Origin of the sequence: Corynebacterium afermentans subsp. lipophilum (genome assembly GCF_030408375.1) — a bacterium.
GTDB lineage: Bacteria > Actinomycetota > Actinomycetes > Mycobacteriales > Mycobacteriaceae > Corynebacterium > Corynebacterium lipophilum.
On sequence record NZ_CP046530.1, the window covers coordinates 855,030 to 880,217 of the forward strand.

Annotated in this window: 24 protein-coding genes; 13 read left to right on the top strand and 11 right to left on the bottom strand. The window is 66.3% G+C overall.

Translation table 11 applies throughout. From position 1 onward, the window contains the following. The first annotated feature begins 68 nt into the window (after positions 1-68). Genes CAFEL_RS04160 through CAFEL_RS04175 form a run of 4 tightly spaced genes read left to right on the top strand, consistent with a single transcriptional unit; the run spans position 69 to position 3,216 of the window. Entirely contained in the window at positions 69-662 is a 594-nt protein-coding gene (locus CAFEL_RS04160) for an ECF transporter S component (RefSeq protein WP_228496375.1), read from the top strand. Next, positions 663-1,994 carry an ABC transporter ATP-binding protein gene (locus CAFEL_RS04165; protein ID WP_194560315.1) on the top strand — a complete coding sequence of 444 codons (1,332 nt, stop codon included), beginning with the start codon at positions 663-665 and terminating at the stop codon, positions 1,992-1,994. Further along, positions 1,991-2,752: an energy-coupling factor transporter transmembrane component T family protein gene (locus CAFEL_RS04170; protein WP_194560314.1), complete on the top strand. Its 762-nt coding sequence runs from the start codon at positions 1,991-1,993 to the stop codon at positions 2,750-2,752. The genes CAFEL_RS04165 and CAFEL_RS04170 overlap by 4 nt, the downstream gene beginning before the upstream one ends. After that, on the top strand, positions 2,749-3,216 hold the full coding sequence (locus CAFEL_RS04175) for a nucleoside/nucleotide kinase family protein (protein WP_194560313.1): 468 nt from the start codon (positions 2,749-2,751) through the stop codon (positions 3,214-3,216). Before CAFEL_RS04170 ends, CAFEL_RS04175 begins: the two co-directional genes overlap by 4 nt. On the opposite strand, the gene CAFEL_RS04180 is transcribed toward CAFEL_RS04175, so the two are convergent. The 6 genes from CAFEL_RS04180 to CAFEL_RS04205 form a co-directional block, all read right to left on the bottom strand. After that, the gene (locus CAFEL_RS04180; RefSeq protein ID WP_194560312.1) at positions 3,203-5,170 is read right to left on the bottom strand and encodes an ABC transporter ATP-binding protein; all 1,968 of its coding nucleotides are present in this window, start codon (positions 5,168-5,170) and stop codon (positions 3,203-3,205) included. The two genes, CAFEL_RS04175 and CAFEL_RS04180, sit on opposite strands and share 14 nt — an antisense overlap. Continuing rightward, on the bottom strand, positions 5,167-6,168 hold the full coding sequence (locus CAFEL_RS04185; protein ID WP_194560497.1) for an ABC transporter permease: 1,002 nt from the start codon (positions 6,166-6,168) through the stop codon (positions 5,167-5,169). The genes CAFEL_RS04180 and CAFEL_RS04185 overlap by 4 nt, the downstream gene beginning before the upstream one ends. 87 nt (positions 6,169-6,255) lie before the next feature. Then, complete coding sequence (locus CAFEL_RS04190) at positions 6,256-7,239, bottom strand: ABC transporter permease (RefSeq protein ID WP_194560311.1); 984 nt, start codon at positions 7,237-7,239, stop codon at positions 6,256-6,258. A 133-nt stretch (positions 7,240-7,372) separates the two neighbouring features. Next, positions 7,373-9,079 carry an ABC transporter family substrate-binding protein gene (locus tag CAFEL_RS04195; RefSeq protein ID WP_194560310.1) on the bottom strand — a complete coding sequence of 569 codons (1,707 nt, stop codon included), beginning with the start codon at positions 9,077-9,079 and terminating at the stop codon, positions 7,373-7,375. A 364-nt stretch (positions 9,080-9,443) separates the two neighbouring features. Next, positions 9,444-9,980 (bottom strand): ribonuclease FAU-1 family protein, encoded by a 537-nt coding sequence (locus tag CAFEL_RS04200; protein ID WP_194560309.1) that lies wholly within the window; start codon positions 9,978-9,980, stop codon positions 9,444-9,446. Positions 9,981-9,983: 3 nt separating this feature from the next. Next, positions 9,984-10,655 carry an Rv1157c family protein gene (locus CAFEL_RS04205; RefSeq protein ID WP_194560308.1) on the bottom strand — a complete coding sequence of 224 codons (672 nt, stop codon included), beginning with the start codon at positions 10,653-10,655 and terminating at the stop codon, positions 9,984-9,986. 165 nt (positions 10,656-10,820) lie between these two features. On the opposite strand from CAFEL_RS04205, the gene typA reads away from it, so the two are divergent. The 8 genes from typA to CAFEL_RS04245 all read left to right on the top strand — a co-directional run bounded on the left by typA (position 10,821) and on the right by CAFEL_RS04245 (position 18,860). Then, on the top strand, positions 10,821-12,737 hold the full coding sequence (gene typA, locus CAFEL_RS04210; protein ID WP_194560307.1) for a translational GTPase TypA: 1,917 nt from the start codon (positions 10,821-10,823) through the stop codon (positions 12,735-12,737). A gap of 11 nt (positions 12,738-12,748) precedes the next feature. Beyond that, positions 12,749-14,431: an ABC transporter substrate-binding protein gene (locus CAFEL_RS04215; protein ID WP_194560306.1), complete on the top strand. Its 1,683-nt coding sequence runs from the start codon at positions 12,749-12,751 to the stop codon at positions 14,429-14,431. Continuing rightward, on the top strand, positions 14,428-15,300 hold the full coding sequence (mshB, locus tag CAFEL_RS04220) for an N-acetyl-1-D-myo-inositol-2-amino-2-deoxy-alpha-D-glucopyranoside deacetylase (protein ID WP_194560305.1): 873 nt from the start codon (positions 14,428-14,430) through the stop codon (positions 15,298-15,300). The genes CAFEL_RS04215 and mshB overlap by 4 nt, the downstream gene beginning before the upstream one ends. Then, positions 15,297-15,620, top strand: a complete 324-nt coding sequence (locus tag CAFEL_RS04225; RefSeq protein WP_194560304.1) for a hypothetical protein — start codon at positions 15,297-15,299, stop codon at positions 15,618-15,620. The genes mshB and CAFEL_RS04225 overlap by 4 nt, the downstream gene beginning before the upstream one ends. Before the next feature lie 13 nt (positions 15,621-15,633). Continuing rightward, positions 15,634-15,957: a ferredoxin gene (fdxA, locus tag CAFEL_RS04230; protein WP_194560303.1), complete on the top strand. Its 324-nt coding sequence runs from the start codon at positions 15,634-15,636 to the stop codon at positions 15,955-15,957. Between the two features lie 3 nt (positions 15,958-15,960). Then, positions 15,961-17,061 carry a succinyldiaminopimelate transaminase gene (gene dapC / locus CAFEL_RS04235; protein WP_194560302.1) on the top strand — a complete coding sequence of 367 codons (1,101 nt, stop codon included), beginning with the start codon at positions 15,961-15,963 and terminating at the stop codon, positions 17,059-17,061. A 59-nt stretch (positions 17,062-17,120) separates the two neighbouring features. Continuing rightward, positions 17,121-17,684 carry a GtrA family protein gene (locus CAFEL_RS04240; protein ID WP_290172272.1) on the top strand — a complete coding sequence of 188 codons (564 nt, stop codon included), beginning with the start codon at positions 17,121-17,123 and terminating at the stop codon, positions 17,682-17,684. Positions 17,685-17,771: 87 nt separating this feature from the next. Then, positions 17,772-18,860 (top strand): HNH endonuclease signature motif containing protein, encoded by a 1,089-nt coding sequence (locus tag CAFEL_RS04245; protein WP_194560301.1) that lies wholly within the window; start codon positions 17,772-17,774, stop codon positions 18,858-18,860. On the opposite strand, the gene CAFEL_RS04250 is transcribed toward CAFEL_RS04245, so the two are convergent. The 5 genes from CAFEL_RS04250 to CAFEL_RS04270 are packed head-to-tail and all read right to left on the bottom strand — an operon-like array spanning position 18,803 to position 24,067. Beyond that, on the bottom strand, positions 18,803-19,354 hold the full coding sequence (locus CAFEL_RS04250) for a GNAT family N-acetyltransferase (RefSeq protein WP_194560300.1): 552 nt from the start codon (positions 19,352-19,354) through the stop codon (positions 18,803-18,805). The genes CAFEL_RS04245 and CAFEL_RS04250 overlap by 58 nt on opposite strands. Then, a complete protein-coding gene (gene dapD, locus CAFEL_RS04255) occupies positions 19,344-20,318 on the bottom strand; it encodes a 2,3,4,5-tetrahydropyridine-2,6-dicarboxylate N-succinyltransferase (RefSeq protein ID WP_194560299.1) in 975 nt (324 codons plus the stop codon). The genes CAFEL_RS04250 and dapD overlap by 11 nt, the downstream gene beginning before the upstream one ends. A gap of 5 nt (positions 20,319-20,323) precedes the next feature. Further along, a complete protein-coding gene (locus tag CAFEL_RS04260) occupies positions 20,324-21,688 on the bottom strand; it encodes an amino acid permease (protein ID WP_194560495.1) in 1,365 nt (454 codons plus the stop codon). Next, positions 21,688-23,076, bottom strand: a complete 1,389-nt coding sequence (locus CAFEL_RS04265) for an amino acid permease (RefSeq protein ID WP_194560298.1) — start codon at positions 23,074-23,076, stop codon at positions 21,688-21,690. Before CAFEL_RS04265 ends, CAFEL_RS04260 begins: the two co-directional genes overlap by 1 nt. Before the next feature lie 58 nt (positions 23,077-23,134). Next, complete coding sequence (locus CAFEL_RS04270) at positions 23,135-24,067, bottom strand: 2,3,4,5-tetrahydropyridine-2,6-dicarboxylate N-succinyltransferase (protein WP_194560297.1); 933 nt, start codon at positions 24,065-24,067, stop codon at positions 23,135-23,137. A 29-nt stretch (positions 24,068-24,096) separates the two neighbouring features. Here CAFEL_RS04270 and dapE point away from each other — a divergent pair, with 29 nt between their 5' ends. Continuing rightward, entirely contained in the window at positions 24,097-25,188 is a 1,092-nt protein-coding gene (gene dapE / locus CAFEL_RS04275; protein ID WP_194560296.1) for a succinyl-diaminopimelate desuccinylase, read from the top strand.

A 25,188-nucleotide genomic window follows, 5' to 3' on the forward strand; every position in this document is an offset into this window, starting at 1 on the left:
AGACGCCGAGGATGTTCGGCGAACCGTAGAACCTGATCCGGGTAATGCCGGCGCGAGGAAGGAAGATTATGACGAAGAATTATTCGTGGCGTGTCATCGACATCGTCACCGCCGCGGTCCTCGGCGTGGCCTGCGGCCTGCTGTTTTGGGTGTGGAACAGCATTGGCGCCGCAGGGTTTAAGGCGCTCGACGCCCTGACTCCGGGCCTGGGCGGTCTGGTTACCGGCATCTGGTTCACTGGCGGTGTGCTCGGTGGCCTGATCATTCGCAAGCCGGGTGCCGCGGTGTTCGTCGAGGTTGTCGCCGCATCCGTTTCTGCGGTACTTGGCAGCCAGTGGGGCATTGAGACGCTTTACTCAGGTCTGGCCCAGGGCTTCGGCGCCGAGCTGATTTTCTTGATCTTTGCCTACCGTCGTTTCGGCCTGTTCACGGCGGTGCTTTCCGGTATCGGCGCTGGTGTCGGCGCGTTCATCCTGGAGCTGTTCCTCACGCCGAACCTCGCGATGAGCCTGCAATTCAACCTGATCTACCTGACCTGCCTGATCATCTCCGGCGCGGTCCTCGCCGGCGTGTTCTCGTACTACCTGGTCAAGGCGCTGGCAAAGACCGGCGCGCTGGACCGCTTCGGCGCCGGCCGCGAGCGCTTCGACCAGGCCGCGTAGATGGCGCCGGTCATCCGCGCCCGGGGGCTGTCCTACCAGCACGCGACGCGCCCTGATCCGGCGTTTTCCGGCGTTGACCTTGACGTCGAGCGCGGCGAGCGCATCCTGATCACCGGCGATTCCGGCTCCGGCAAATCGACGCTGCTTGCGGTGATCGCCAAGCTTATCGACGACTCCGAGGACGGCTCCCGCGCCGGCACCCTGGACGTTGACGGGACCGTCGGGATGGTGCTGCAGGACCCCGAAGCGCAGACGATCCTGTCGCGTGTGGGCGACGACGTCGCCTTCGGTGCGGAGAACCTCGGCGTGCCCCGCGACGAAATCTGGCCGCGGGTGGAGCGCGCCCTCGACGCCGTGGGCCTCGACGTCGCCCTGGACCACCGCACCGCGCACCTGTCCGGCGGGCAAAAGCAACGCCTGGCGCTGGCGGGCGTGATCGCGATGGGCGCGGACATCCTCATCCTGGACGAGCCCACCGCCAACTTAGACCCGCGCGGGCGCGACGAGGTCATCGCCGCGGTGGACCGCGTCTGCCAGCTCACCGGCGCCACCTTGATTGTGGTGGAGCATCGCCCGAAGCACTGGGCGGACGTGGTGGAGACGTACTACCGCCTGGACCAGTCCGGGCTTTCCCGAATCAGCGTGGACGAGCTGCCGGGCGCGCCTGAGCTGCCGCCGGCGAGAAAGGTGCCGGCGGGGGTGCCTTCGGCCGTCGCAACGTACGAGGTGCTTACGCGTTTCGGTCCGCCGCGCACCATGCACGCGCCGGAGGGGTATTCCACCGTGATTACCGGCGAGAACGGCTCCGGCAAGACCACGCTGGTGCAGGTGTTGGCGGGCCTCACCCCGCCGGAAAAGGGCGAGGTCGAGTACTCGGCGACCATCCGGCAGGGGCTGAACTCCCCGTCGATCAAGTGGTCGTCGAAGGATCTGGCCAGCCGCATCGGGTATGTGTTCCAGGAGCCGGAGCACCAGTTCGTCACCGCCACCGTGCGCGAGGAGATAGCGCTATCGGGCGCGCCGCAGGAGCGTATCGACGACCTACTGCACCGCCTGCGCCTCGAGCATCTGGTGAACGCGAACCCGTTCACCCTCTCCGGCGGCGAGAAGCGGCGCCTGTCGGTGGCCACCGCGCTGGTCAACGCCCCGCAGCTGCTCATCCTGGACGAGCCCACGTTCGGCCAGGACGACCGCACATTCGTCGAACTCGTCGGCCTGATCCGCGAGCTGACGGAGCAGGGCGTGACCGTCATGTCCATCACCCACGACGAGGCGTTCATCGCCTCGCTGGGCGACCACGTCGTAGAGATCGTCGCCGGAGGCGACCGATGAACCTGCTGCGCGGCATCAATCCTGTCACCCGCATCCTCGGCCTGGTGCTTCTGACCACGCCGCTGATGTTCACCATCGACTGGGTCTCCGCCACCTTCGTGCTCGCGTTCACGCTGCTCATGGTGCCCATGTGCGGGCTGGGCTACGGCCGCTTCTTCAAGCGCTCACTGCCGATCCTGCTCGTCGCGCCGCTGGCGGGCATTCCCATGGCGCTCTACGGCCAGGCGGGCGGGAACACCTACCTCGAGTGGGGTCTGGTGCACGTCACCGAGCTGTCCGTGTCGTTGGCGTGGGCGGTGATCTTGCGCGTGCTCGCCATCGCGCTGCCGGTGGTGCTGCTGTCCGCGGACGTGGACCCCACCGACCTCGGCGACGGGCTCGCGCAGGTGCTGCATCTGCCCGAACGCTTCGTCATCGGCACCGTTGCAGCGCTTCGCATGCTCACCTTGCTTCGCGACGACCTCGACGCCATGCGCCGCTCCCGCCGCGCCCGCGGAATCGCCGACCAGGGGAAAATCAAATACTGGTTCTCGCTGTCGTTCGGCCTGCTGGTGATGTCGCTGCGCCGCGCCGGCAAGCTCGCCACCGCCATGGAAGCGCGCGGCTTCGGCGGGCCGAACAAGCGCTCCTGGGCGCGCGAATCCAAGCTGCACTCCCGCGACTGGGTAGTCATGGCCGTCTGCCTCGCCGTCGCGCTCGCTGCGCTCGTGCTCGCGTGGGCGACCGGCTACCTTCGCCCGGTGTGGGCGGTGCGATGACGTACACCCTGCTTATCGACGGCCCCTCGGGCTCCGGCAAAACCACCCTCGCCAACCAAATCGGAGCCGCCCTCGGCATCCGGGTGGTGCACCTGGACGATTTCTACCCCGGCTGGGGCGGGCTCGCCGAGGGCGCCCGGATGGTCGCCGACGACGTCCTAGACCCGGCGGCACCCGGGTTCTGGCGCTGGGACTGGGAGCAGAATACGCGTGCGGAATGGGTGCCGTTGGTGCCCGGCGCGGATCTCGTGGTGGAGGGGGTGGGGGCAGTCACGGAGGCGTCGATAAGCAAGGCGAAAGCGCGCGGGGACGTGGACACACTGAGGGTGACCGCGGCCGATGCGACGCGAAAAGCCCGGGCCCTGAAGCGGGACCCGGGCTACGCGCCCTGGTGGGACATGTGGGCCGAGCAGGAAAAACTCCTGCCCGCAATCCCCGTGGACGTGGAGGTTAGGAGGGTGTGACCTCCTCCGGCTTGTACACCGTGCGCTCGCGTGCACGCTCCGCGTCCGGATCGGGGATCGGAATCGCCGACAACAACGCCTTGGTGTAGGGGTGCTGCGGGTTGTCGAAGACGTCGTCGGTGTCGCCGAACTCCACAAAGTCGCCCTTGTACATCACCGCCACGCGGTCCGACAGGTGGCGCACCACCGATAGATCGTGGGCGACAAACAGGTAGGACAGGCCCAGCTTGCGTTTGAGCGAATCCAGCAGGTTGATCACGCCGGCTTGGATGGACACGTCGAGGGCGGAGACCGGCTCGTCCAACACGATCACCGACGGGTTGGTCGCCAACGCGCGGGCCAGGCCGATGCGCTGGCGCTGGCCGCCGGAGAAGTGGCCGGGGAAACGGTCGATCTGCTGCGCGTCCAGGCCCACGGTGCGCATCAGCTCGGAGATGCGGGCGTCCTTGTCGCCCTCGTAGCCAAGGGCGTCCAGCGGCTCCTGGATGATCTCTTTCACCGTCATGCGCGGGTTGAGCGAGCTCATCGGGTCCTGGAAGACCATCTGGATGTTTTTGCGCGCCTCGCGGCGCTGCGCGGAGTTCATCTTCGCCGCGTCCTGGCCGCAGATAACAATGCGGGATTCCGCCTCCGGCTCGAGGTTCATGATCTCCAGCAGCGTGGTGGTCTTGCCCGAGCCCGACTCGCCCACGATGGCCATGCACTCGCCGGCGCGCACGTCGAAGGAGATGTTCTTCACGGCCTCCACGGTGCCGATGCGGCGCTTGACCAACGCGCCCTTTGTCAGCGGGAAGGCGCGGTAGAGGTTCTCCACCTCGAGGGTGACCTCGCGGTCTTCGCGCGGGATGCCCGCGTACTTGTTCTCCGGCAGCTTCGGGGCGGGGAAGAGCGGCTTGCCGTCGATTTTGCCCTCCACGATCTCATCGCGGCGGATGCAGGCGACCAGGTGTTCATCGTCGTCGCCCTTGTCCGGGACCAGGTCCGGCTCCTTGGCCAAGCACTCGTCAACGGCGATGGGGCAGCGGGGCGCGAACTGGCAGCGGTCGGCGACGTCGATGAGCATCGGCGGGTTGCCGTCGATGTACGTCAGCGGTTCGTTGGACGGCTGGTCCACGCGCGGGGTGGAGCCCAACAGGCCCACGGAGTACGGCATCTTCGGGTTGTTGAAAAGCTCGTGCACCTCGGCGCGCTCGACGGGGCGGCCGCCGTACATCACCAGCACGTCGTCCGCGGTGCCGGCGACGACACCCATGTCGTGGGTGATCATGATGCAGGCCGCGCCCGTTTCGCGCTGCGCCTTTTTAATCACCTCGAGGATCTGCGCCTGGATGGTCACGTCCAGCGCGGTGGTCGGCTCGTCGGCGATGAGCACCTTCGGGTTGTTCGCGATGGCGATCGCGATGACCACGCGCTGGCGCATGCCGCCGGAGAACTCGTGGGGGAAGGAGCGCAGGCGTTTCTTCGGCTCCGGGATGCCCACGAGGTCTAGCAGCTCCGCGGCGCGGTCCATCGCCTTGGACTTGGAGATGTTGTTGTGCGCCTGAATGGCCTCCACCAGCTGGGTGCCGATGTCGTAGACCGGGGTCAGCGCGGAGAGCGGATCCTGGAAGATCATGCCGATGCCGTTGCCGCGGATCTTGGACATCGCGCTATCGGATTTGCCTAGCAGCTCGTCGCCGGCGAACTTCACGGAGCCGGTGACGTTGGCGTACTCGGGGAGCAGTCCCATCACCGCGAGCGAGGTGACGGACTTGCCGGAGCCGGACTCGCCCACGATGCCGAGGGTGCGTCCGGGGTAGAGATCGAAGTCCACGCCGCGCACCGCCCGCACCACGCCTGCCTCCGAGGGGAAGGAGACGTGGAGGTCGCGCACGGCAAGCACCGGGTCGCCCGTAGGCGCGGGGGCTGCGCCGCCGAAGCCTGTGCCGCCTGGGTTGTGGATGCTGGTTGTCATGCTGCGGAGCCTCCGGAATTCGAGTTCGGGTCAAGCGCGTCGCGCAGGCCGTCTGCGATAAACGCCATGGACACGGTGAGCAGGGTCAGGATCAGGGCCGGGAAGTAGAACTGCCACGGTGCGGTGATCAACGTCGACGTGCCCGTTTGCAGCAGCGTGCCGAGGGAGACGTCGGGAAGCTTCACGCCCAGGCCGAGGAAGGACAGGGCGGTCTCCGACATGATGGTGGAGACGATGCCGAGCATGAGCTGGATGATCAACAGCGACGCGACGTTCGGGATGACGTGGCGCACGATGGTCTGCGGGCGGGAGACACCCATGAACTTTGCGGCGCGCACGTAGTCGTTTTCGCGGATGGACAGCGACAGCGACCAGATCACGCGCGCCGAGTACATCCAGCCGAACGCGATGAGCACGACGGTGAGCACCTTCCAGTCGCCGCCCGAGCCGGAGACCAGCAGGGCGATGATGAGGAAGGTCGGCACGGCCAGCAGGAAGTGGATGACAGCCAGGACAACCTTTTCCACGCTGCCGCCGTAGAGCGCCGCGCCGGCGCCGACGATCGCGGAGATGATGGTGGTAGCAATGGATGCGGGTACAGCGATCGTCAGCGAGCGGCCCAGTCCGTGCACCACTTGGGCGAACAGGTCGTTGCCGGAGTCCGTGGTGCCGAACCAGTGCTCGGATGACGGCGGCACCGACAGGTTCAAAAAGTCCGGGTCCTGGTAGTTCCACGGGGTGAGGAACTTGCCAAAGATAGCGAGCAGGACGAGCAGGAAGAAGATGATCAGACCGATCACCGCCGCCTTGTTGCGCATGAAGCGGCGGAAGTAGATCCTCGACTTTCGTGTCGCGCGCATCGTCTGTTGGTCGTCGATGCTGTCGCCCTGCTTCGGGGTAGGTGGGGGAGTATCGCGCTCCGCGCTTCTCACGCCGTCGGCCTGGCGGCCGGTCTCGGAGATGGCAGTGAGGTCGTTGAGCGGCATGTTCGCGTGCATGCCCAGTTTGGTCGAGCTGTGCGCCCGGGGGTCCTTCAATTTGCGGGATTCGCCGCGGGAGGTGTTCGGTGCCATGATCGGTGCTCCTTAGCTCACGCGCACGCGCGGGTCGAGGGCGACGACGATGAGGTCCGCGAGGATGGCGGAAACAGCCGTCATGGCGGCGCCGAACGCAGCCACGACGACGACCCCGTGGACGTCGTTACGCGCAATGGTCTGGATGAAGTACTGGCCCATGCCTTGCCAGGCGAAGATGCGCTCCGTCATCACCGCGCCGGTGAAGATGCCGGGCACGGAAAACGCCACGGAAGTCGCCACCGGGATCAGGGAGGTGCGCAATGCGTGACGACGCACCGCTTTCGGCTTGGTCAACCCCTTCGCGCGAGCCGTACGCACGTAGTCAGCATTCAGGTTGTCGAGCAACAACGTGCGCTGCATGAAGTGGTAGCCGGCGTACGAGATGATCAACAGCGACAAGGTGGGCAGCACCAGGTGCTGGGCGTAATCCACCATCTTCGCGCCGAATCCTTCAACGCCCGGGGATGAGGCGCCGGTGACGTAGAAGATGCGCTTGCCGGTCCACTCGTTGACCTTGAGGCCGAACCACACCACGGCGATGGACGCCACAACGACGTGAATGTTCATGGTGATGATCGAGATGCCCTGCCACACGCGGTCGGCGCGCTTGTACTGGCGTGAAGCGGTGTACACGCCGAGGGCCACGCCGATGAGGATGGACAGCAACGTGGCAAACAGCGTCAGCTGGGCAGAAACCCAGATGCGGTAGGAGACCTGCTCGTTCACGGAGTCGCCGAGCGGGGACTTGCCCCAGTCCCAGCGCGTGAGGATGCCGGTCAGCCAGGTCCACCAGCGCTCGATGAGCGGGGTGTTTGGACTCAGGTTCAGCGGCTCGAGCAAAGCGTCGATCTGGTCCTCGGGCAGGGGTGGGCGGCGACCGAAGTAGTTGGCTCGCGGGTCGAGGAAAAAGCTAGCGAGGAAGTAGGTCAGGTTAGTGGCCAAGAAAACAATCAGGCCCCAACTCAGCGTCTTCCTGAACAGGTATCGAAACATGTGGTCTCTCAGTTCCGGTGTCAGCGGGTGTGCAGGAGGTGTTCGGCGATGCAAGTGCGGAAGCCCGCCCAACGCTCACGCTGGGCGGGCTCACACTCATCGCGGGTGTTTCACCAGTTCGTAGGTGGGGGACTTACTTCGCCCAGCCCACGTTTTCGATCGGCAGGACTGCGAACGAGTTGGCACCGTAGTTGGCCAGCCCCTTCTTCACGGCCACGATCTCGGGGCCGTTCGCGTACGGCATGATGCCGAACTGCTCCAGAGCTTCCTTCTCCAGTTCGTTGGCGCGCTTGATCTGCTCGTCCGCATCCGGGATCTGCTGCAGCTCCTCGATCTGCTTGTCCATCTCCGGGGTGCCGGTGCCGGATTTATTCAGCTCGGAGTCGGATGCGTAGATCTGGCCGAAGTAGGCCACACCGAACGGGTCCGAGGAGCTGAAGCCGGACATGAACAGGTCGAAGTCGCGCTCAGCAGTGACCTTGGAGAAGTCGGAGCTCGGGCGCTCCTCCACCTGGACGTCGATGCCGATGTTGCGGAGCATCGCCTGCAGGGCGGAGGTGGTGGCCTGAACCATCGGGGAGTCGCCGAGGGTGACGTAGCGCACCGACAGCGGGTTCGCCTCGTCGTAGCCAGCTTCCTTCAGTAGCTCCTTCGCCTTCTCCGGGTCGTACTGGACAACCTCGCCGAAGTTATCCTCGTAGCCGTCCTGGGTCTGGAACAGGTTGAACGAGCCCGGCAGGTCCTCGGTGTAGCCCAGGCCCTGGAAGCGGATCGCGGCCAGCTGCTCGCGGTCAATGCCTCGCATGATGGCCTCGCGCACCTTGATGTCTTCCAGGCCCGGCGCGGTGGAGTTGATGGTCATGAGGAAGGTGGACGGGCGCAGCGCCGTGCGGATCTCCACCGCGTCGCCCATTTCCTTCGCGGTGGCCAAGCGGTCGCGGGTGCCAACGCCGGTGGCGTCGAGCTCACCTGCACGGAACGCGTTCAGGGACGCCTGATCCTCCATCTGGCGGTAGCTGATCTTGTCCAGCTTCGGCTTCTCGCCCCACCAATTCTCGTTGGGCACGAAGGACGCGGTGCCGCCTTCAAAGTCGACGTTTTCCACCTTGAACGGACCTGCGCCCCACTCGGGGTGGACCTGCTTGAGGTAGGCGTTCATGAAGGTGTCAGCGTCCTTGACCTGCGGCGGAACCAAGGAGCCGAAGAGGCCTTCCCACCACGGGTATGCCTGCTTGAAGGTGACTACGGCCTGCTTGTCGTCCTCGCCGCGCTCCACGGACTCGATCAGTTCGTAGCCGTCGGTGGAGTTGACCTGTACCTCCGGGTTGCTGCCGTTGTTGAACTTCCAGGTGTTCTCGTAGGCGGTCCAGTCGATCGGGGTGCCGTCGTTGTAGTTGGCTTCCGGGTTGATGGTGTAAGTGACTACGGTCTTGCCGTCGACGGTCTCATCCTTGACGTCGGTGAGGTAGGCCGGGTTCGGGTGGTAGGTGCCGTCACCGTCGAAAAACGAAAGCACCGGGTTGTACTTCGTCCACAGAGAACGGGTGTACAGGTTCATGTTCGCGTGGAACATATTCTGCTGCTCGGCAATCTCGGTGATCGCGAGCGTGAGTTCGCCGCCGTCCTGGATCTGGTCGCGCTCGAGCGGGTTGTAGTCGCCCGCGGCGTTGACTTCGAGCTTCTCGCCGTTGTCGCCGGACGTCTCAGCCTGGGTGTTTGCGGTGTCCTGGCCGCCACCTGCGGCAGTTCCCTCGGAGTTTCCGTCCGAGGAGCAGGAGGCGAGGACGAGGGAGATGGAGGAGAGGCCGGCGAGAGCCGCGACGCGGAGGCGTTTGCTCATGGTCAATTCCTTTCGTAGGTCGTCCGTTCGCAGTGTGCTTTGCGACGGTTGCCCAAGGCGGGCAATGGTGCCGGTAGATTCCGGCGGCCCCTGCACACGACACCGTTTTGGTAAACACGACGTGAATCAGGTTGAACACAACTTACCGCACGTGTCACCTAGTTCACATTGCTTTTGGAAAGTATTTTGCGTTTTATGCCCAGCGATTTTCCAGCGAATTTGAATGGAGCTATAAAGCTGCACGTCAATCGCTATATTTGGTTGGCCTCGGTATAGCTGCCCAGCTATAGAAAAACTGAATGATATTTGAGCAACGCAAAAACCCCACCCGCCGGAGCGGCGGATGGGGTTAACGGAAGATGAACTAACCGGCCGGTGTCAGCTCCACGTTGTCGGCCCATGTCAGTTCGATGCCCTGGGCGCGCAGCCATTCCATGGCGTCGTCGCCGTGGCGGGTGATGCCTTCGACGGCGGCCAGCGTGACGTCGATAGCCTTCTCCGCGTCCTCGGCGGTGATGAAACCTGCGGACGTCGCGGCGGCGAGCTCGTCGATGTCGAGGACGTCGATGGGGTTGCCGGTCAGCGACACGAGGTCGACGTAGAGGTCGCGGGTGCTCCACACCTCACCGTCGACGTCGATGTCGGCGACGTCGAAGTAGAAGTCCTGCTCCCGCTCGGCGCCCTCGCGGTAGTGGAAGATGTTGGCGCGCAGCCCCAGCTCCGGCAGTAGCCAGCTCTCCAGGTAGCCGAACTCCGGGTGATCCGCGCCGCGGCCCATGTAGAGGCCGAAGTCGGTGACGCGGAACGTGTCCACCTCGCGCAAGAAGCCCTTTGGGTCGGTGTTGATGTTCGCTGCGGTGTCGAACGTCTCCTGCTTCACGGGGTGCAGATCGGCGGCCATGGGTTACCTCACGTCAATAGATGCGGCGGTCGGTGCAAAGGGGCAGACCTTATCGACGGTGCGCACACTCCCGTCAACGACTGCCAGAACCCGCCCAGAGCCCGTGTCCGCGGTCGCGGACAGGGTGGCCGGTCCTGTCGGGTTAATCCCGTTGTTGCCCAACGGCGTTACGCCGGTGCGGAAATTGGCCAGGTTGATCCAGTACACCTTCATGCCGCCCTGCTCCTTCGCGGCCGCCGGGGTGCCCAACGCGGTGAAGACGAAGGTGGTCTGGCCGGCCTTCGCGCCCGGGGCGGGGGACTCGGCGGGTCCGGGCACCGCGATCGCGGAGGCGGTGGAGTGCAGTCCCTCGCCGATGCAGTTGCCGGAGACGGTGGGCCAGTAGAACTGGGTGAACCTTGGGGCGTTCGCGGGCAGTGGCGGGCCGCCGATCTCGTCGCCACCCGCGTAGAACTGCACCGCGGTGCGCAGCGCGTTGCCCACCTTTTGCGGGACGTGGGGCTGGTCCGCGAACGCGTTGACGCGCGCGACGGTCTCGGGCGTCGGCCGCCCCAGCGGGTCGAGGAACGAGGACTGCGCAGAAGCAGTTTGCGTGAGGGCGCCGCCGGTCACCAACAAACCGGCAGCGCACACCGCCGCAACGACGGTCCTGGAGAGCGAAAGATAGTTGTGCACTTGCGCCACATTAGTCACATCCGTAACAACGTCAAGCGGAACTGGGATATTACTGTGGGAACCGTGCGCGCGCATCGCCCCGGTTTGCTGGCGGGATAATGCGATTCCGTGCAGGCGGGAGTATCGTTTAGGCGTTATTTCCGCCAACGCAAAGGACCTATCTCTGTGTCGCACCCTGAATTTCGCAACGTAGCCATCGTCGCCCACGTCGACCACGGTAAAACCACCCTGGTTAACGCCATGCTGGAGCAGTCCGGCGTGTTCGGCGACCACGGCGAACACGGCGACCGCGTGATGGACTCCGGCGAGCTCGAGTCCGAGCGCGGCATCACCATCTTGGCCAAGAACACCGCCATCCGCCGCGCCGGCAAGGGCAAGGACGGCGCGGACCTGGTCATCAACGTCATTGACACCCCGGGCCACGCCGACTTCGGCGGCGAGGTCGAGCGCGGCCTGTCCATGGTCGATGGCGTTGTTTTGCTTATCGACGCATCCGAAGGCCCGCTGCCGCAGACCCGCTTCGTGCTCGGCAAGGCCCTCGAAGCGAAGAAGCCGGTCATCATCTGCGTGAACAAGACTGACCGCCCGGATGCCCGCATCGACGAGGTCGTCGAAGAAGCCCAGGACCTGCTCCTCGAGCTCGGCGCCGGCCTGGAAGACCCAGAAGCCGCAGAAGCCGCAGAGAACCTGCTCGAGCTGCCGGTGCTCTACACCTCCGGCCGCGCTGGCCGCGCCTCCCTGGAAAACCCGGGCAACGGAAACCTGCCGGACAACGAGGACCTGCAGCCGCTGTTCGACGTCATCTACGACGTGCTGCCGGAGCCGTCCGCCGAGATCGACGCGCCGTTCCAGGCGCAGGTGACTAACCTGGACTCGTCCTCCTTCCTGGGCCGCATCGGCCTGATCCGCGTGTTCAAGGGTTCCGTGAAGAAGGGCCAGACCGTCGCCTGGGTCCACTACGATTCCGAGGGCAATCAGCAGGTCAAAAACGTCAAGATCGCGGAGCTTCTGGTCACCGAGGGCCTGGAGCGCGTCCCGGCCACCGGCGACGTGGTCGCGGGCGACATCGCCGCCGTCTCCGGCGTCGAGGACATTATGATCGGCGACACACTTTGCGATCCGGAAAACGTCGAGCCGCTGCCGCGCATTGCTATCGACGACCCGGCGATCTCCATGACCATCGGCGTGAACACCTCCCCGATGGCCGGCCGCAACGGCGGTGACAAGCTCACCGCCCGCTTGGTCAAGGCCCGCTTGGACCAGGAGCTGATCGGTAACGTCTCCATCAAGGTGCTGCCCACCGAACGCCCTGACGCATGGGAGGTGCAGGGCCGCGGCGAGATGGCCCTGACCGTGCTCATTGAGACCATGCGCCGCGAAGGCTTCGAGCTGACCGTGGGCAAGCCGCAGGTGGTGACCAAGGAGGTCGACGGCAAGACCTACGAGCCGTACGACCACATGATTATCGACGTGCCCGCCGAGCACCAGGGCGCCGTCACCCAGCTGATGGCCAGCCGTAAGGGGCAGATGACCTCTATGGGCAACGCTGGCTCCGGCGACTGGGTGCGCATGGAGTTCGACGTGCCGTCGCGAGGCCTGATCGGCTTCCGCACCACCTTCCTCACCGAGACTCGCGGCGCCGGCATCGCCAACTCGTACTCCATCGAGCACCGCCCGTGGGCCGGCGAGATCAAGGGCCGCCCGACCGGCTCCCTGGTCGCCGACCGTTCCGGCCAGGTCACCGCCTACGCCCTGCAACAGCTGGCAGACCGCGGCGACTTCTTCGTCGAACCCGGTGCGGAAACCTACGAGGGCATGGTCGTCGGCGCGAACTCCCGCGACGAAGACATGGACATCAACATCACCAAGGAAAAGAAGCTGACCAACATGCGCTCCGCCACCGCGGACGCCACGGTCACGCTGCAGAAGGCCCGCACCCTCTCCCTGGATGAGGCCATCGAGTTCTGCGACGACGACGAGTGCGTCGAGGTCGCACCCGAGGCGATGCGCGTGCGCAAGATCATCCTCAACGCCACCGAACGCGGCCGCGCCCGCTCCCGCGCGAAGCAGAAGAACAGCTAGCCTGTTCTTCCATGCACCCAAGTAGAACGCGCCGCCCAGCCACCCGTGCTGCGGCGGCGTTTTCCGTGCTCTGCCTTGTGGCGTCGTGCGCGGCCAACCCCGGCCCGCCGCCGCTGGTGGAACCGGAGGACCGCCCGGATGCCGTCTCCGAGCACGACGCCGATAACGGCGGCTCAGACAGCGCTAACGGCGCAGACAACGCCGAGGAGCAGGGCACCAACCAAGAACCCGCCAATGGACGTCCGCAGGCGCAGATCGGCGTCGACCCGGTACGCGCGGGGTTCAACCCGCACCTGGTCGGCGACGAGTCCGCCGTGGTGCGCGGCATCGCAGACCTTGTCCTGCCCAGCGCGTTCCAAACGGACGGCGCAAAGGACCCGAACCTGCTCGTCGGGGCGTCAGTGCTGCCGACGTCCCCGGACGCGTTCACGGTCCGGTACGTCATCGCGCCGAACGCCCAGTGGTCCGACGGCACCCCGATCACCGGCGCGGACTTCGCCTACCTGTGGCGCGGCATGACAAAAACCGCCGGCGTAGTGGACCCGGCAGCGTACCGCGCGGTGTCGAACGTGCGCGTCAGCGGCCCCGGAGGCAAGGTCGTGGACGTGGATTTCGCGCAGCCGGTGGCGGATTGGAAGGTGCTGTTCCGGCATCTTTTGCCGTCGCACTTACTTGCCGCGGATGCCGCCGATTTCGCTTACGCGCTGCGCAACACCGTCCCCGCCTCCGCGGGCCGTTACCTGGTGCGCAGCGTGGACCGCGCACACGGCACCGTCACGCTGAACCGCAACGACAGGTTCTGGGGGCCGGACCCGGCGCCGATTGACATTCTTACTCTCGCCGCAGCGCGCGACACCACCCAGGTGGCGGATCAGCTGCGCAGCGGCCAGCTCGCCTTCGTGGACATGGTGCCGCAGGACACCACCGAGGATGTTCTCGGGCTCATCCCGGGGGCGGACACCCGCACGTTTGCGGGCACCCGCACCCTCGGCGTGACGCTTTCGGCGACCAGCGGGCTTTCGCCGCAGGCGCGCGCCGAGGTGCGGTCGCTTATCGACGTCCCCCTGCTCGCCCACATCGCCGCCCGCCGCAGCACCAACGTTCACGCCGCGGCACCCACCGAACCGGGCTCGCTGGCGCTGCTGCACGCGCTCGCCGCGGACGGCAAGGTGCTGCGCGTGGCCGCCGACGCCGCGGACCCGGCGGCCACCGCGGCCGCGCGGTCGCTGGTGGATTTGCTGGACGCCGCCGGCGTGCCCGCACGCATCGTGGCCAATGAGTTGCCCGCCATCGCCGCGCGCAGCTTGCCTGCGGGTGAGGTGGATGTTGTGGTGCATTGGCGCAACGACGGCGACTCCGCAGACACCCTGGCCAGCCGCATCGCGTGTCCTGCGGAGACCGGCCGCGCCGGAAACCTCGCCGGCTTTTGTTCGGTGGCCGGCGACGAGTTGGCCCGCGCAATCCTCGCGGGCGAGATTCCGCCCGCCGCCGCAGCTGAGCGCGCCGCGGCGATCGAGCACCGCGAAGCGCTCTGGGTGCCCCTGCTGCACGAAACACGCCTGGCCGCCACCGCTGGCGGGGTGCGCGCGGCCGGCACGCAGCCGGGGCAGTGGCCGGGCGGGTTGTCGTCGGCAGGCAAGTGGAAGCTAGCCGATACAGTGAAGCGGCGATCAAAAATTCAGGAGGTTCCATGACCGTTCGAGACCTTTCCGGCTACCGCGTTGTCGCCGTGCACGCCCACCCGGACGACGAAGCAATCACCACCGCCGGCGCCCTTGCAGACCTTTCCGCCCGCGGCGCGGACGTGCTGATAGTCACCTGCACCCTCGGCGAGGAAGGCGAGGTCATCGGCGAGCCGTACCAGCACCTCGTGGTCGATGAGGCGGACCAGCTCGGGGGTTTTCGCATCCAGGAGCTGCGGCGCTCCCTGGACGCGATCGGCGCGCGCGGGCAGTTCCTCGGCGGTGCCGGCCGCTTCCGTGACTCCGGCATGGCGGGCTCGCCAGCGAGCCGAAATCCGCGGGCGTTTGTGAATTCGGGCGACGTGGCCGTCGAGAAGCTTGCTGCCATCTTCGAAGCCGAAAGGCCGCACCTTGTGCTGACCTACGGCCCCGACGGCGGCTACGGCCACCCGGACCACATCCGCGCCCACGAAATCACACATGCCGCCGCCGAGCGTGTGGAGGTCCCGCGCATCATGTGGGCGGTGCGCCTGGCCGAGGAGACCGCCGCACTCATGCCCGCCGAGGCCCCCGAGGGCTGGCGCCTGCCCGAAGACGGAGAGCTCGACGGCGTGGAATCCTCCGACGTCCGCGTCGAGCTCAACGACGCCGCCTACAGCGCCAAGGTGGAGGCGATGCGCGCGCACGCCACGCAGCTGTGGATCGCGGACGGGCGCACCACCGACGTCAACCCGCACGCCGCGCTCGCCGCCGGTCCGGTGGTGTACTACGCGCTGTCCAACCTGATCATCCAGCCGATCCAGCGCGTCGAGCACTACCAGCTGGGCGCGGGGCTTCCGCTTCACGACGACACTTCGCTGCTCACCGGGATCGCACGATGACACAACCCGCAGTGCGCGACGACTTCTCCCGGGGCGAAGCGGTCGCCGGTCTGGTGTGGCTCAGCGTCGGCGCGCTGGTCTCGCTCGTTTTGGAGGTGGTCTACCTCAACTGGATCTGGGCGGTTGTGGCGCTGCTGTTCAACGCGGTGTTGACGAAGACGGCGCGGTTGTGGTCCCAGACGTGGGCGCTCGCGCCGCTGGGGGTGTGGGGCTGCGCGTTTTTCATTTCACTGGCCGTACTCCCGCCAACCGGCTGGTCACTTGTGCTATTGGTTGCCGGCATAGTGGGTGGCGTTTGGCCCCTGGTTCGACGGAAGTGACATACTGTTTGCCATGACTTACGTGATTGCTCAACCGTGCGTCGATATCATGGACCGCAGCTGCGTTGAAGAGTGCCCCGTCGACTGCATCTACGAGGGAAAGCGCATGCTCTACATCCACCCCGACGAGTGCGTCGACTGCGGCGCCTGCGAGCCGGCATGCCCGGTCGAGGCCATCTTCTACGAGGACGACACTCCCGACGAGTGGAGCGAATACTACGACATCAACGTCGGCTTCTTCGACGAGCTCGGCTCCCCGGGCGGCGCCGCCAAGACCGGCCCGCAGGACTACGACCACCCGTTCGTCGCAGCGTTGCCGCCGCAGAACCAGGACTAGGCCTTGGCACGCACTCCACTCGGATCGCGGCTGCCAGATTTTCCCTGGGACACCATCGCGGACGTGCGCGAGCGCGCGGCCGCACACGAAGGCGGGCTGATTGACCTGTCCGTCGGCGGCCCCGTCGACCCGGTCGCTCCGTCGATCCAGCTCGCGCTGACCGAAGCCGCCGCGGCCCCCGGCTACCCGCAGACCGCCGGCACGCCCGAGCTGCGCGCCACGATCGTCTCCTCGCTTGCGCGCCGCTTCGGCATCGCCGGGCTGAACGAGCGCTCTGTGCTGCCCGTCATCGGCCTGAAGGAGGCCGTTGCGTGGCTGCCCACGCTTCTGGGCCTGCGTGGCGCGAAGGTGGTCATCCCGGAGGTCGCGTACCCCACCTACGAAGTCGGCGCCCTGATGGCCGAATGCGAAGTCGTGCGTTGCGACGACCCCGCGGCCGCCCCGCGCGACGCCGCGCTAGTCTTCGTCAACTCCCCGTCGAACCCGACCGGGGCAGTGGCGTCCGTAGACCAGATGCGTGCGTGGGTGGAGTTCTCCCGTGAAACTGGCGCGATCATCGCCTCCGACGAGTGCTACCTCTACCTCGGCTGGTCCGCCGAGCCGGTGTCCATCCTGCACCCGTCCGTCACCGGCGGCGACAACACCGGCCTACTCGCTCTGCATTCGCTGTCCAAGACGTCCAACCTGGCGTCGTATCGCGCCGGCACCATCTCCGGCGATGAGGAGCTGGTGCAGGAGCTGCTTCTCGTGCGCAAGCACTCCGGCCTCATCGTGCCGGGCCCCATCCAGGCCGCCATGGTCGCGGCCCTCGGCGACGACCTGCACGAGGAAATGCAGCGCTCAACTTACGCCATGCGCCGTCTCGAGCTCATGAAGGCGCTGCCGGAAGCTGGCTTCACTATCGACGACTCTGATGCCGGATTGTACCTTTGGTGCCGTCGAGAAGCAATGAGCTCGCGGGAAATCCTGGAATGGCTCGCAGACCGCGGCATCCTGGCAGCTCCCGGCCACTTCTACGGGCCCGCCGGCGCGAACCACGTGCGCATCTCACTGACCGCCACCGACGAGCGCATCAGCGAAGCCGCAAAGCGCCTGATTTCTTAACGCGGACCTCCCACGACTACAGTTACATAAGTTTTGCGTACTTTTTCGAGGAGGTTGCCGTGACGCACGAGCACACCGCCGCCCCAGCCGGCGGGAGCACCGCGGTGCGATTCGTCGCCGGACTGCGCCAGTTCTTGCGCTTCGGCATCGTCGGCGGCTCCGGCGTGCTGGTCAACTTTATCGTGTTCTACTTGGCCAACAAGGCCCTGGAAAACGGCCTTGACCTCCATGCCAACGACGTAGTCATGCAACTCGGTGCCACCCGCTGGAACGTGCGCTGGTACCACGTGTTGTCCACGCTTGCGTTCGTATTGGCTAACACGTGGAACTACCAGCTCAACCGCTCTTGGACCTTCCGCGGCGTGCACGCGCGCACCTGGCTGCGCGGTTTCTTCCCGTTTTTGGCCACCGGCGCGCTCGCGTTCGCGGTGTCGCTGACCTGCATGACGCTTCTGATGAACCCCACCACGCCGATTGGCCTGCCGGACCACATCTTCGACGACTCCTCCGGGCTGCGCACCAAGTCCTACTGGGCGCAAGCGATTTCGACGTTCATTGCCATGCCGGTGAACTTCATCATCAACAAATTCTGGACCTTCGGAAAGCCAAAATCAGCCGTTTAGCTGGTGATTGTGAAATTCTCAGGAAAAGTTATCCACATTTTCGACCGGGTCTAGATTTGGGGCTTGCGCGGTCATAGCTTGTCTGCCATGACACCATTCCAAGAGTTTCTGAACACACAACCGACCATCCGCGTGCTTGAAGGCTTTGACAAGCGCGCCGCCATCGCCGCCGGCGTGATGCCAAACCTGGCCAGCAAGTGGGAGGCCATCCACAAGGTCTATTTCGGGCCCACACGGTGGACCAAACACCAACGCCTCGCCCGCAAGGCCGCCGAAGCATTCCCGCTGAGCCAGCTGGTCTACATCGAAGACCGGTTAAAAAAGATCCCGAACGAAGCCGAGCGGTGGCGCGTGCGCCGCAAGCTGCTGGAAACGTTCAGCACCCACCACGAGCTGAAAGCCAAGGCCGACCGGCTGATTCTCAAACCGGCACGGACAAAGCCGAAGCTGCAGGTCAGGTTCGGACGGTCCGTGCACGGCAGGCGCTCGATCCAGATCACTGCCGACGAGCACGACGCCGCCGACATCGAGCACTACCTACGCGAAGACCTCGACCCGACCAAGCCACCGGGACCGCAGATGCTGCGAAGATTCCTCGATCTGGTCCGCGGCTGCGGCGGGGGCATACCCTTTGCCGTGCGCCGCCCGATTGTGGTGGTGGGGCTGGACCAGCACGTGCAGATTCTCTCCGGCGACGGAGACGACGTGATCCTCGGGCTCACGGACGGCACGACCATCACCGGCGCCGAATACCTGGCAATGGAACCCGAGCTAGCAGAGGTCGCGCTGTTCCACCCGAACGAGGGGGCGGTAAACCTCTACCACACGCAGCGCTACGCCAACGACAAGCAGCGCGACCTCGCCCGGATCACGCTCACGGTGTGCCCGTGGCCGGGCTGCCGACACGGCTCCGATGCCTGCGAGATCCACCACATGCAGTCGTGGGCCGAAGGCGGCGAGACGAACATGCGCAACCTCGTGCCGGTGTGCCGCTACCACAACCAGATCAACCACGACATCGCCTCGCACGCGAACAGGCGCGGCAGCGTCAAACGCGTCAAAGGGATCCCGAGGTGGGTCTCGCCGAACGGGATCCCGGCGGCGAACCGGTACCACCCCTACGGGGCGATGGAGGTGCTGTTCGGCTCCGCCTCGTCTGGGGCGGGGAGGACGTAGCGGGCCAGCGCGTCCTCGTGGCCGCGCAGGCGCACCGGGTCGGGAAGAAGCCCGTCGAAGGTGTAGCCGGCTTTCTCAGCCGTGCGGCGCGAGGCAGCGTTGTCCACGACGATGTGCAGTTCTAGCCGCCGCAGACCTTGGGTGTACGCGTGGGTGGCGACAAGTCGCAGCGCGCGGGCGGTGAGCCCCTGTCCGCGGGCCCACGGCGCGGTGTTATATCCCAGTACGCCGCCGGGGCGCATCTCGATGTTGCCGCAGTAGCGGCCGTCGACCACGTAGGCCCATCTGTGGACGCCCTCGGGTGGATCCAGCAGGAAATCGTCGGCGTGCTCGCCGGTATAGGGATTTGGGATGGTGGTCCAGCGCACCATGTCCGGGTCGTTGCAGGACGCGACGAGATCGTCGCGGATCCCCGGCAGCGAGGGTACCTCGCGCCAGGGGAGCAGGGTCAGCTCTGCGTCACTGAGCAGGGGAATGTATCCCTTAGTTGGCATGCAGGGCCTCGTTGAGTTCGATGCCCTTTGCGGGAACCGCCTCGACGGAGCCGGAAACGGAGTTGCGGCGGAACTGCAGGCCGTTCGCGCCGGAGAGCTCCAGTGCCTTGATCTCGGCACCGGGCTCCTTGCCCAGCGCCTCGGCGACCGGGGCAGTGAGCACGACCTTGGTGCCGGCGGTGACGTAGAGGCCGGCTTCGACGATGCAGTCGTCGCCGAGCGAGATGCCCACGCCGGCGTTGGCGCCGAGGAGGCAGCGCTCGCCGAGCGAGATGACTTCCTTGCCGCCGCCGGACAGGGTGCCCATGATGGAGGCGCCACCGCCGATGTCGGTGCCGTCGCCGACGACAACGCCCGCCGAGATACGGCCTTCAACCATGGAGGCGCCGAGGGTGCCGGCGTTGAAGTTCACAAATCCTTCGTGCATGACGGTGGTGCCTTCGGCGAGGTGGGCGCCGAGACGGATGCGGTCGGCGTCGCCGATGCGCACGCCGGACGGCACGACGTAGTCGACCATGCGCGGGAACTTGTCCACGGAGAACACCACGACCGGGCCCTTTGCGGCGAGGCGGCCACGGGTCATCTGGAAGTCGGAGACGGCGCAGGGGCCGTAGTTGGTCCACACCACGTTGGACAGCAGGCCGAACACGCCGTCCATGTTCGCGCCGTGGGGGCGGATCAGACGGTGCGACAGCAGGTGCAGGCGCAGGTAGACGTCGTAGGCGTCCACGGCCGGCTCAGCCAGGTCCTTGATTGCCGTTTCCACGGCCACGCGCGCCACGCCGCGGGCCTCGTCGGGGCCGACGAGGTCTTCGAAGCGGGCGTCGGGCTCTGCCAACCGACGCGTCCCGGTTTCCTCAACCGGCTCATCTACTAACGGGGCGGGGTACCAGACGTCAAGCACGGTGCCGTCGTGGGTGATGGTGGCGACGCCGCGCGCGATAGCGGAAGTTGGGGAATTCATGCCAGTCACCTTACGGCACCCCGGTCACGGGTGAGGAAGGACAGGGCCACAAGGCCCAGGGAGAGGATTGTGACGCTGATGACCTGGGAGCGCGAAGCGTCGTCGAAAAGCATGAGCACTGTCAGCCCCAGCAGCGCCGCCAGGGTCACCCACGGCACCCACGCCGCGCCGCGCACACGCACCGCGGAAGCGCTGATGCGCGGGTGGAGCTTGATAAAGCTCAAGGTGATCATGATCCAGGTGACGATGAGGCAGCCGCCGGTGGCGGACATGATGAAGTCGATCATCCCCGGCGGGTTCCACCACTGCAGGCCCACGGCCACGAACGCGAAGAATACGGAGACGAGCACGGAGTTGCGCGGTACTCCGGCGGCGTTGGTGCGCGCCATCCACGCCGGCGCGTCGCCCTCGAGCGCCTGCTGGTAGCCCAGGCGCGAGGTGCCGTAGATCTGCGCGTTGAACGCGGACAGAAGCGCGAGCACGATCACGACCTCCATGAACCCGGCTGCGCCCGGGATGTTGGCCATTTCCAAAACGGCGGTGAACGGGGAGTCGGCGGCGGAGTCCGCGCCGTCGATGGCGGCGTAGGGCAGCAGCAGGATGATCACGGTCACGGAGCCGATGTAGAACAGCGCGATGCGCCAAATAATGGAATTGACGGCGCGTTTGACGTTGTCGGCGGGGTCTTCGGATTCGGCGGCGGCGATGGTGACCACCTCGATGCCACCGAACGCGAACGCCACCGCGAGCAGGCCTGCGGCGATGCCGGCGACGCCGTTGGGGGCGAAGCCGGATTCGCGCACGTTGCCGAAGCCGACGAACCCGCTCGCGGGCAGCACGCCGGCCCACAGCAGCACGCCAATGACCAAAAAGCCCAGGATCACGGCGATTTTGATCATGGCGAACCAGTACTCGAACTCGCCGAAGCCTTTGACCTGCGAGAGGTTCACGGCGGTGAGCACGACCACGACGATGAGGCCGGGCACCCATTGCGGCACGCCGAACCAGCCGGCCATCATGGCGGAGGCGCCGGTGAGTTCGGCGCCGCACGCCATGATCAGCAGGAAGTAGTAGATCCAGCCGAGCAGAAATCCGGCCCAGTGGCCGAACGCCATGCGCCCGTAGGTGGCAAAGGAGCCGGAGGAGGGGTGCGCGGCGGCCATTTCGCCGAGCATGCGCATCACGGCGATGACGATTAGCCCGGCGATCGCGTAGGCGATGAGGATCGCGGGCCCGGCGGCGCGGATGCCCACGCCGACGCCGAGGAACAGCCCGGCGCCCACGGCGGTGCCGAGCCCCATGAGGGTGAGGTGCCGCGATTTCAGGCCGGAGCCGAGATCGCTGTTGCTTGTCGACGTCCCTCCGGCCATCACGCGACCGCCTTCTTTTGCACGTTCTGGTGGATCACGCCGGCGATGGCGATCACGCCGACGACGACGGTGACGGCGAGCATCTGGAAGCGCCCGTCCGAGTCGGCCAGCATTAGCGCGATGACGCCCGCGGCGAGCGCGATCATGACCCATGGCAGGACAGCCGGCGCCCACATGCGCACCTCGGTGATCTCGCCGGTGGCGACGAGCTTCGGGTGGATGCGCACGAACGACAGGGCGACGACGATCCACAGCACGATCAGGCAGCCGCCGACCGCGTTGAGCAAAAACGCGAGCAGGCCCGGCGGGTTCCAGTACTGCAGTGCCACGGCGGCGAAGCCGAAGAGGACGGAGACCACCACGGCGCGCATGGGCACGCCGCGGGCGTCGGTGCGGGCGAAGGAGGCGGGGGCGTCGCCGCGCACGGCGAGGTTTTGCAGGAAGCGCGAGGAGCCGTAGATCTGGGTGTTGCAGGCGGACAGCAGCGCCACGACGATGACGGCCTCCATGATGCCCACCGCGCCCGGGATGTTGGCCAGCTCGAGCACGGCCGTGAAGGGGGAGTCGGCGGCGGAGTCGGCCCCGCCGATCTGGTCGAAGGGCAGAAGCAGCACGATCAGCAGCACGGAGCCGATGTAGAACACGGAGATGCGCCAGATGATGGACCGGATGGCGGAGTGCACGCCCGCCTGCGGGTCCTCGGATTCGGCGGCGGCGACGGTGACCAGCTCAATGCCGCCGAACGCGAACGCCACGGCTAGCAGCGCGGTGGCCACGCCGGACAAGCCGTTGGGCATGAAGCCGACTTCGCTGACGTTTTCCAGCCCAACGAATCCGCTGGCGGGCAGTAGCCCGAGCCACAGCGCCACGCCGATGATCAAAAAGGCGACGATGACCGCGACCTTGATCAGGGCGAACCAGAATTCGAACTCGCCGAAGTTCTTCACGGCGGAGAAGTTGATCACGGTAAACGCCACGATGGCCACCAGCGCCGGGATCCACGGCGAGATGCCGAACCATGCGGCGACGATGGCGGAGGCGCCGGTGATTTCCACGGCCATGATCATGATCATCATGAACCAGTACAGCCAGCCGATGGTGAATCCGGCCCACGGGCCGAACGCCTGGGCGGCGTAGGTGGAGAAGGTGCCGGAGGACGGCCTGGCGGCGACCATTTCGGCGAGCATCTGCATGAAGCAGACGGTGATGAATCCGGCGATGACGTACGCGATCAACACGGCGGGCCCGGCGGCTGCGATGCCCACGCCGGTGCCCAGAAACAGGCCGGCGCCGATGGCGGAGCCGAGGCCCATCATGGTCAGGTGGCGTGTCTTCAGCCCGCGGGCGAGCGCGGTGGAATCCGCGACGGGGGAAACTGGTGTCGACATGTCGAACACCTTAAACGCAAGCTATTGCGTCAAGGGCAATATATACCGCAACTTTTCGCTAATCGACGCCTAAAGTGCGCCGCCGCACCACCGGCGAGGTGGAAAACGGTTCGCGTTCGATGCGAAGATCCGCGCGCCCGGCGATGGTCCGCGCAGGCACCTGGGTGCCGGTTTCCACGTCGAAGACCATGGTTTCCGGTTCGAGCATGACGTTGACGCCGATTTCGCACCGGTCGCCTAGATCCACCCCGATCACGCCGGCAGACGGGTGCAGCCGGCAGTCCCGCCCGACCCGCATCGGTGCACGCTCAAACTCGCTGACCCGTGACGCCATCAGCGCCGACGACAGCGACAGATCGGTCCCGCCGCCGACCACCACGAACGACGACAGCCGCCCCTCAATCCGCGCAGGTCCCAGCGAGCCGGCGTTGTAGGAGACGTAGCCTTCGCGCATCACCGAAGTCCCCTCGGCCAGGTACGCCCCGAGCCGCACGCGCTCGGCTTCGGCGATGGTCACCCCGGACGGCACGACGTAGTCCACCATGCGCGGCAGCCGGTCGATGCCGTAGACGTGGATCAGCCCGCGCGCCCGCAGGTTGGTGCGCACGGTTTCGAAGTTGTCTGCCAGGCACGGGCCTTTGTTGGTCCACACCACCGGCTGCAGCAGCTCCAGCGCGCCGGCCATGTTGATCGACAGCGGCTCCACCATGCGGTGCGAAAGCAGATGCAGGCGCAAAAACACGTCGTGGGCGTCAATGGGTGGTGCGTCCAGGTCCGCGATGACGGTGCGCACCGGCACGAGTTCCACCAGCCGGTCGTGGTCTGCGCCAATAAGTTTCAGAAACTTCGGGCTGAGTTCGTGGGCGGAGACGCGGTGGGTGCCGGAGGTGCCGTCGATAGGCAGTAGCTCCGGCGACGGGAACCAAGTGTCCAGCACGGTGCCGTTCATGGCGATGTTGGCGATTCCGACGGCGCGCGCTCCTTGAGACATGCCTGCGAGTCTAAACGTAGGATCGCCGTGTGACTTCCTTAGATCTCTTCGCCGACCCAATTGCACTTTCCGCGGCGCTCGTGGACATCGAGTCGCCCTCGCACCACGAGGAGGCGATCGCGGACGCCGTCGAAGGCGCGCTTCGCGGCCTCGAGCACGCGGAGGTTGAGCGCTTCGGCAACACGGTGGTGGCGCGCACGAACTTCGGGCTGGGTTCAAGGGTGGTCCTGGCCGGGCACATCGACACCGTCCCGCTCGCGGACAACACGCCGCACAAGCTTGTCGACGGCACCCTGCACGGCTGCGGCTCCGTCGACATGAAATCCGGCATGGCCTGCTACCTGGCAGCGTTCGCGCGCTTGGCCGAGCCGGGCAAAGCCGCCTACGACCTGACCGTCATCGCCTACGAGGGCGAGGAGGTCGCGCAGGAGTACAACGGCCTGCACCACCTGGAGCGCGACCACCCGGAGTGGCTCGAGGGCGACATCGCGCTGCTCGGCGAGCCGTCCGGCGCCATCATCGAGGCCGGCTGCCAGGGCACCATCCGCGTGTTCGTGGACGCGCACGGCACCCGCGCGCACTCCGCGCGAAGCTGGCTCGGCCACAACGCCGCGCACGATCTGGCCGGTGTGCTCACGCGCATCGCCGCCTACGAGCCTCGCGCCGTGGAGATCGACGGCTGCGAGTACCGCGAGGGCCTCAACGTGGTGGGCCTGGAGGGCTTCGTGGCCACCAACACCATCCCGGATCACGCGCGGCTGATCGTGAACTTCCGCTACGCGCCGGACCGCTCCGTGGAGGAGGCGAAGGCGCACTTGGAGGAGGCGCTTTCGCTTGACGACGGGCTCACGCTGACCTACGACGACATCGCGCCCGGCGCACTGCCCGGCCTGGGCGACCCGGTGGCCGCCGGCCTAGTCAAGGCTGTAGGCGGGAACTTCCGCGCGAAGTTCGGATGGACGGACGTTGCGCGCTTTTCTAGCCTGGGTGTTCCCGCGGTCAATTTCGGACCCGGCGACCCTGGTTTTGCCCACAAGAAGGACGAGCAGTGCCCGACGGACCAGATCACGCAGGTCTTCGAGCAGCTGATGTCGTACCTGAGCGTTAACGAAAGCGAGTAG

Bases quoted from the DNA above. Each gene is read 5' to 3' on its own strand.
- CAFEL_RS04160 (WP_228496375.1), top strand. From the start codon at position 69: ATGACGAAGAATTATTCGTGGCGTGTCATCGACATCGTCACCGCCGCG.
- CAFEL_RS04165 (WP_194560315.1), top strand. From the start codon at position 663: ATGGCGCCGGTCATCCGCGCCCGGGGGCTGTCCTACCAGCACGCGACG.
- CAFEL_RS04170 (WP_194560314.1), top strand. From the start codon at position 1,991: ATGAACCTGCTGCGCGGCATCAATCCTGTCACCCGCATCCTCGGCCTG.
- CAFEL_RS04175 (WP_194560313.1), top strand. From the start codon at position 2,749: ATGACGTACACCCTGCTTATCGACGGCCCCTCGGGCTCCGGCAAAACC.
- CAFEL_RS04180 (WP_194560312.1), bottom strand. From the start codon at position 5,170: ATGACAACCAGCATCCACAACCCAGGCGGCACAGGCTTCGGCGGCGCA.
- CAFEL_RS04185 (WP_194560497.1), bottom strand. From the start codon at position 6,168: ATGCACGCGAACATGCCGCTCAACGACCTCACTGCCATCTCCGAGACC.
- CAFEL_RS04190 (WP_194560311.1), bottom strand. From the start codon at position 7,239: ATGTTTCGATACCTGTTCAGGAAGACGCTGAGTTGGGGCCTGATTGTT.
- CAFEL_RS04195 (WP_194560310.1), bottom strand. From the start codon at position 9,079: ATGAGCAAACGCCTCCGCGTCGCGGCTCTCGCCGGCCTCTCCTCCATC.
- CAFEL_RS04200 (WP_194560309.1), bottom strand. From the start codon at position 9,980: ATGGCCGCCGATCTGCACCCCGTGAAGCAGGAGACGTTCGACACCGCA.
- CAFEL_RS04215 (WP_194560306.1), top strand. From the start codon at position 12,749: ATGCACCCAAGTAGAACGCGCCGCCCAGCCACCCGTGCTGCGGCGGCG.
- mshB (WP_194560305.1), top strand. From the start codon at position 14,428: ATGACCGTTCGAGACCTTTCCGGCTACCGCGTTGTCGCCGTGCACGCC.
- CAFEL_RS04225 (WP_194560304.1), top strand. From the start codon at position 15,297: ATGACACAACCCGCAGTGCGCGACGACTTCTCCCGGGGCGAAGCGGTC.
- fdxA (WP_194560303.1), top strand. From the start codon at position 15,634: ATGACTTACGTGATTGCTCAACCGTGCGTCGATATCATGGACCGCAGC.
- CAFEL_RS04245 (WP_194560301.1), top strand. From the start codon at position 17,772: ATGACACCATTCCAAGAGTTTCTGAACACACAACCGACCATCCGCGTG.
- CAFEL_RS04250 (WP_194560300.1), bottom strand. From the start codon at position 19,354: ATGCCAACTAAGGGATACATTCCCCTGCTCAGTGACGCAGAGCTGACC.
- dapD (WP_194560299.1), bottom strand. From the start codon at position 20,318: ATGAATTCCCCAACTTCCGCTATCGCGCGCGGCGTCGCCACCATCACC.
- CAFEL_RS04260 (WP_194560495.1), bottom strand. From the start codon at position 21,688: ATGGCCGGAGGGACGTCGACAAGCAACAGCGATCTCGGCTCCGGCCTG.
- CAFEL_RS04265 (WP_194560298.1), bottom strand. From the start codon at position 23,076: ATGTCGACACCAGTTTCCCCCGTCGCGGATTCCACCGCGCTCGCCCGC.
- CAFEL_RS04270 (WP_194560297.1), bottom strand. From the start codon at position 24,067: ATGTCTCAAGGAGCGCGCGCCGTCGGAATCGCCAACATCGCCATGAAC.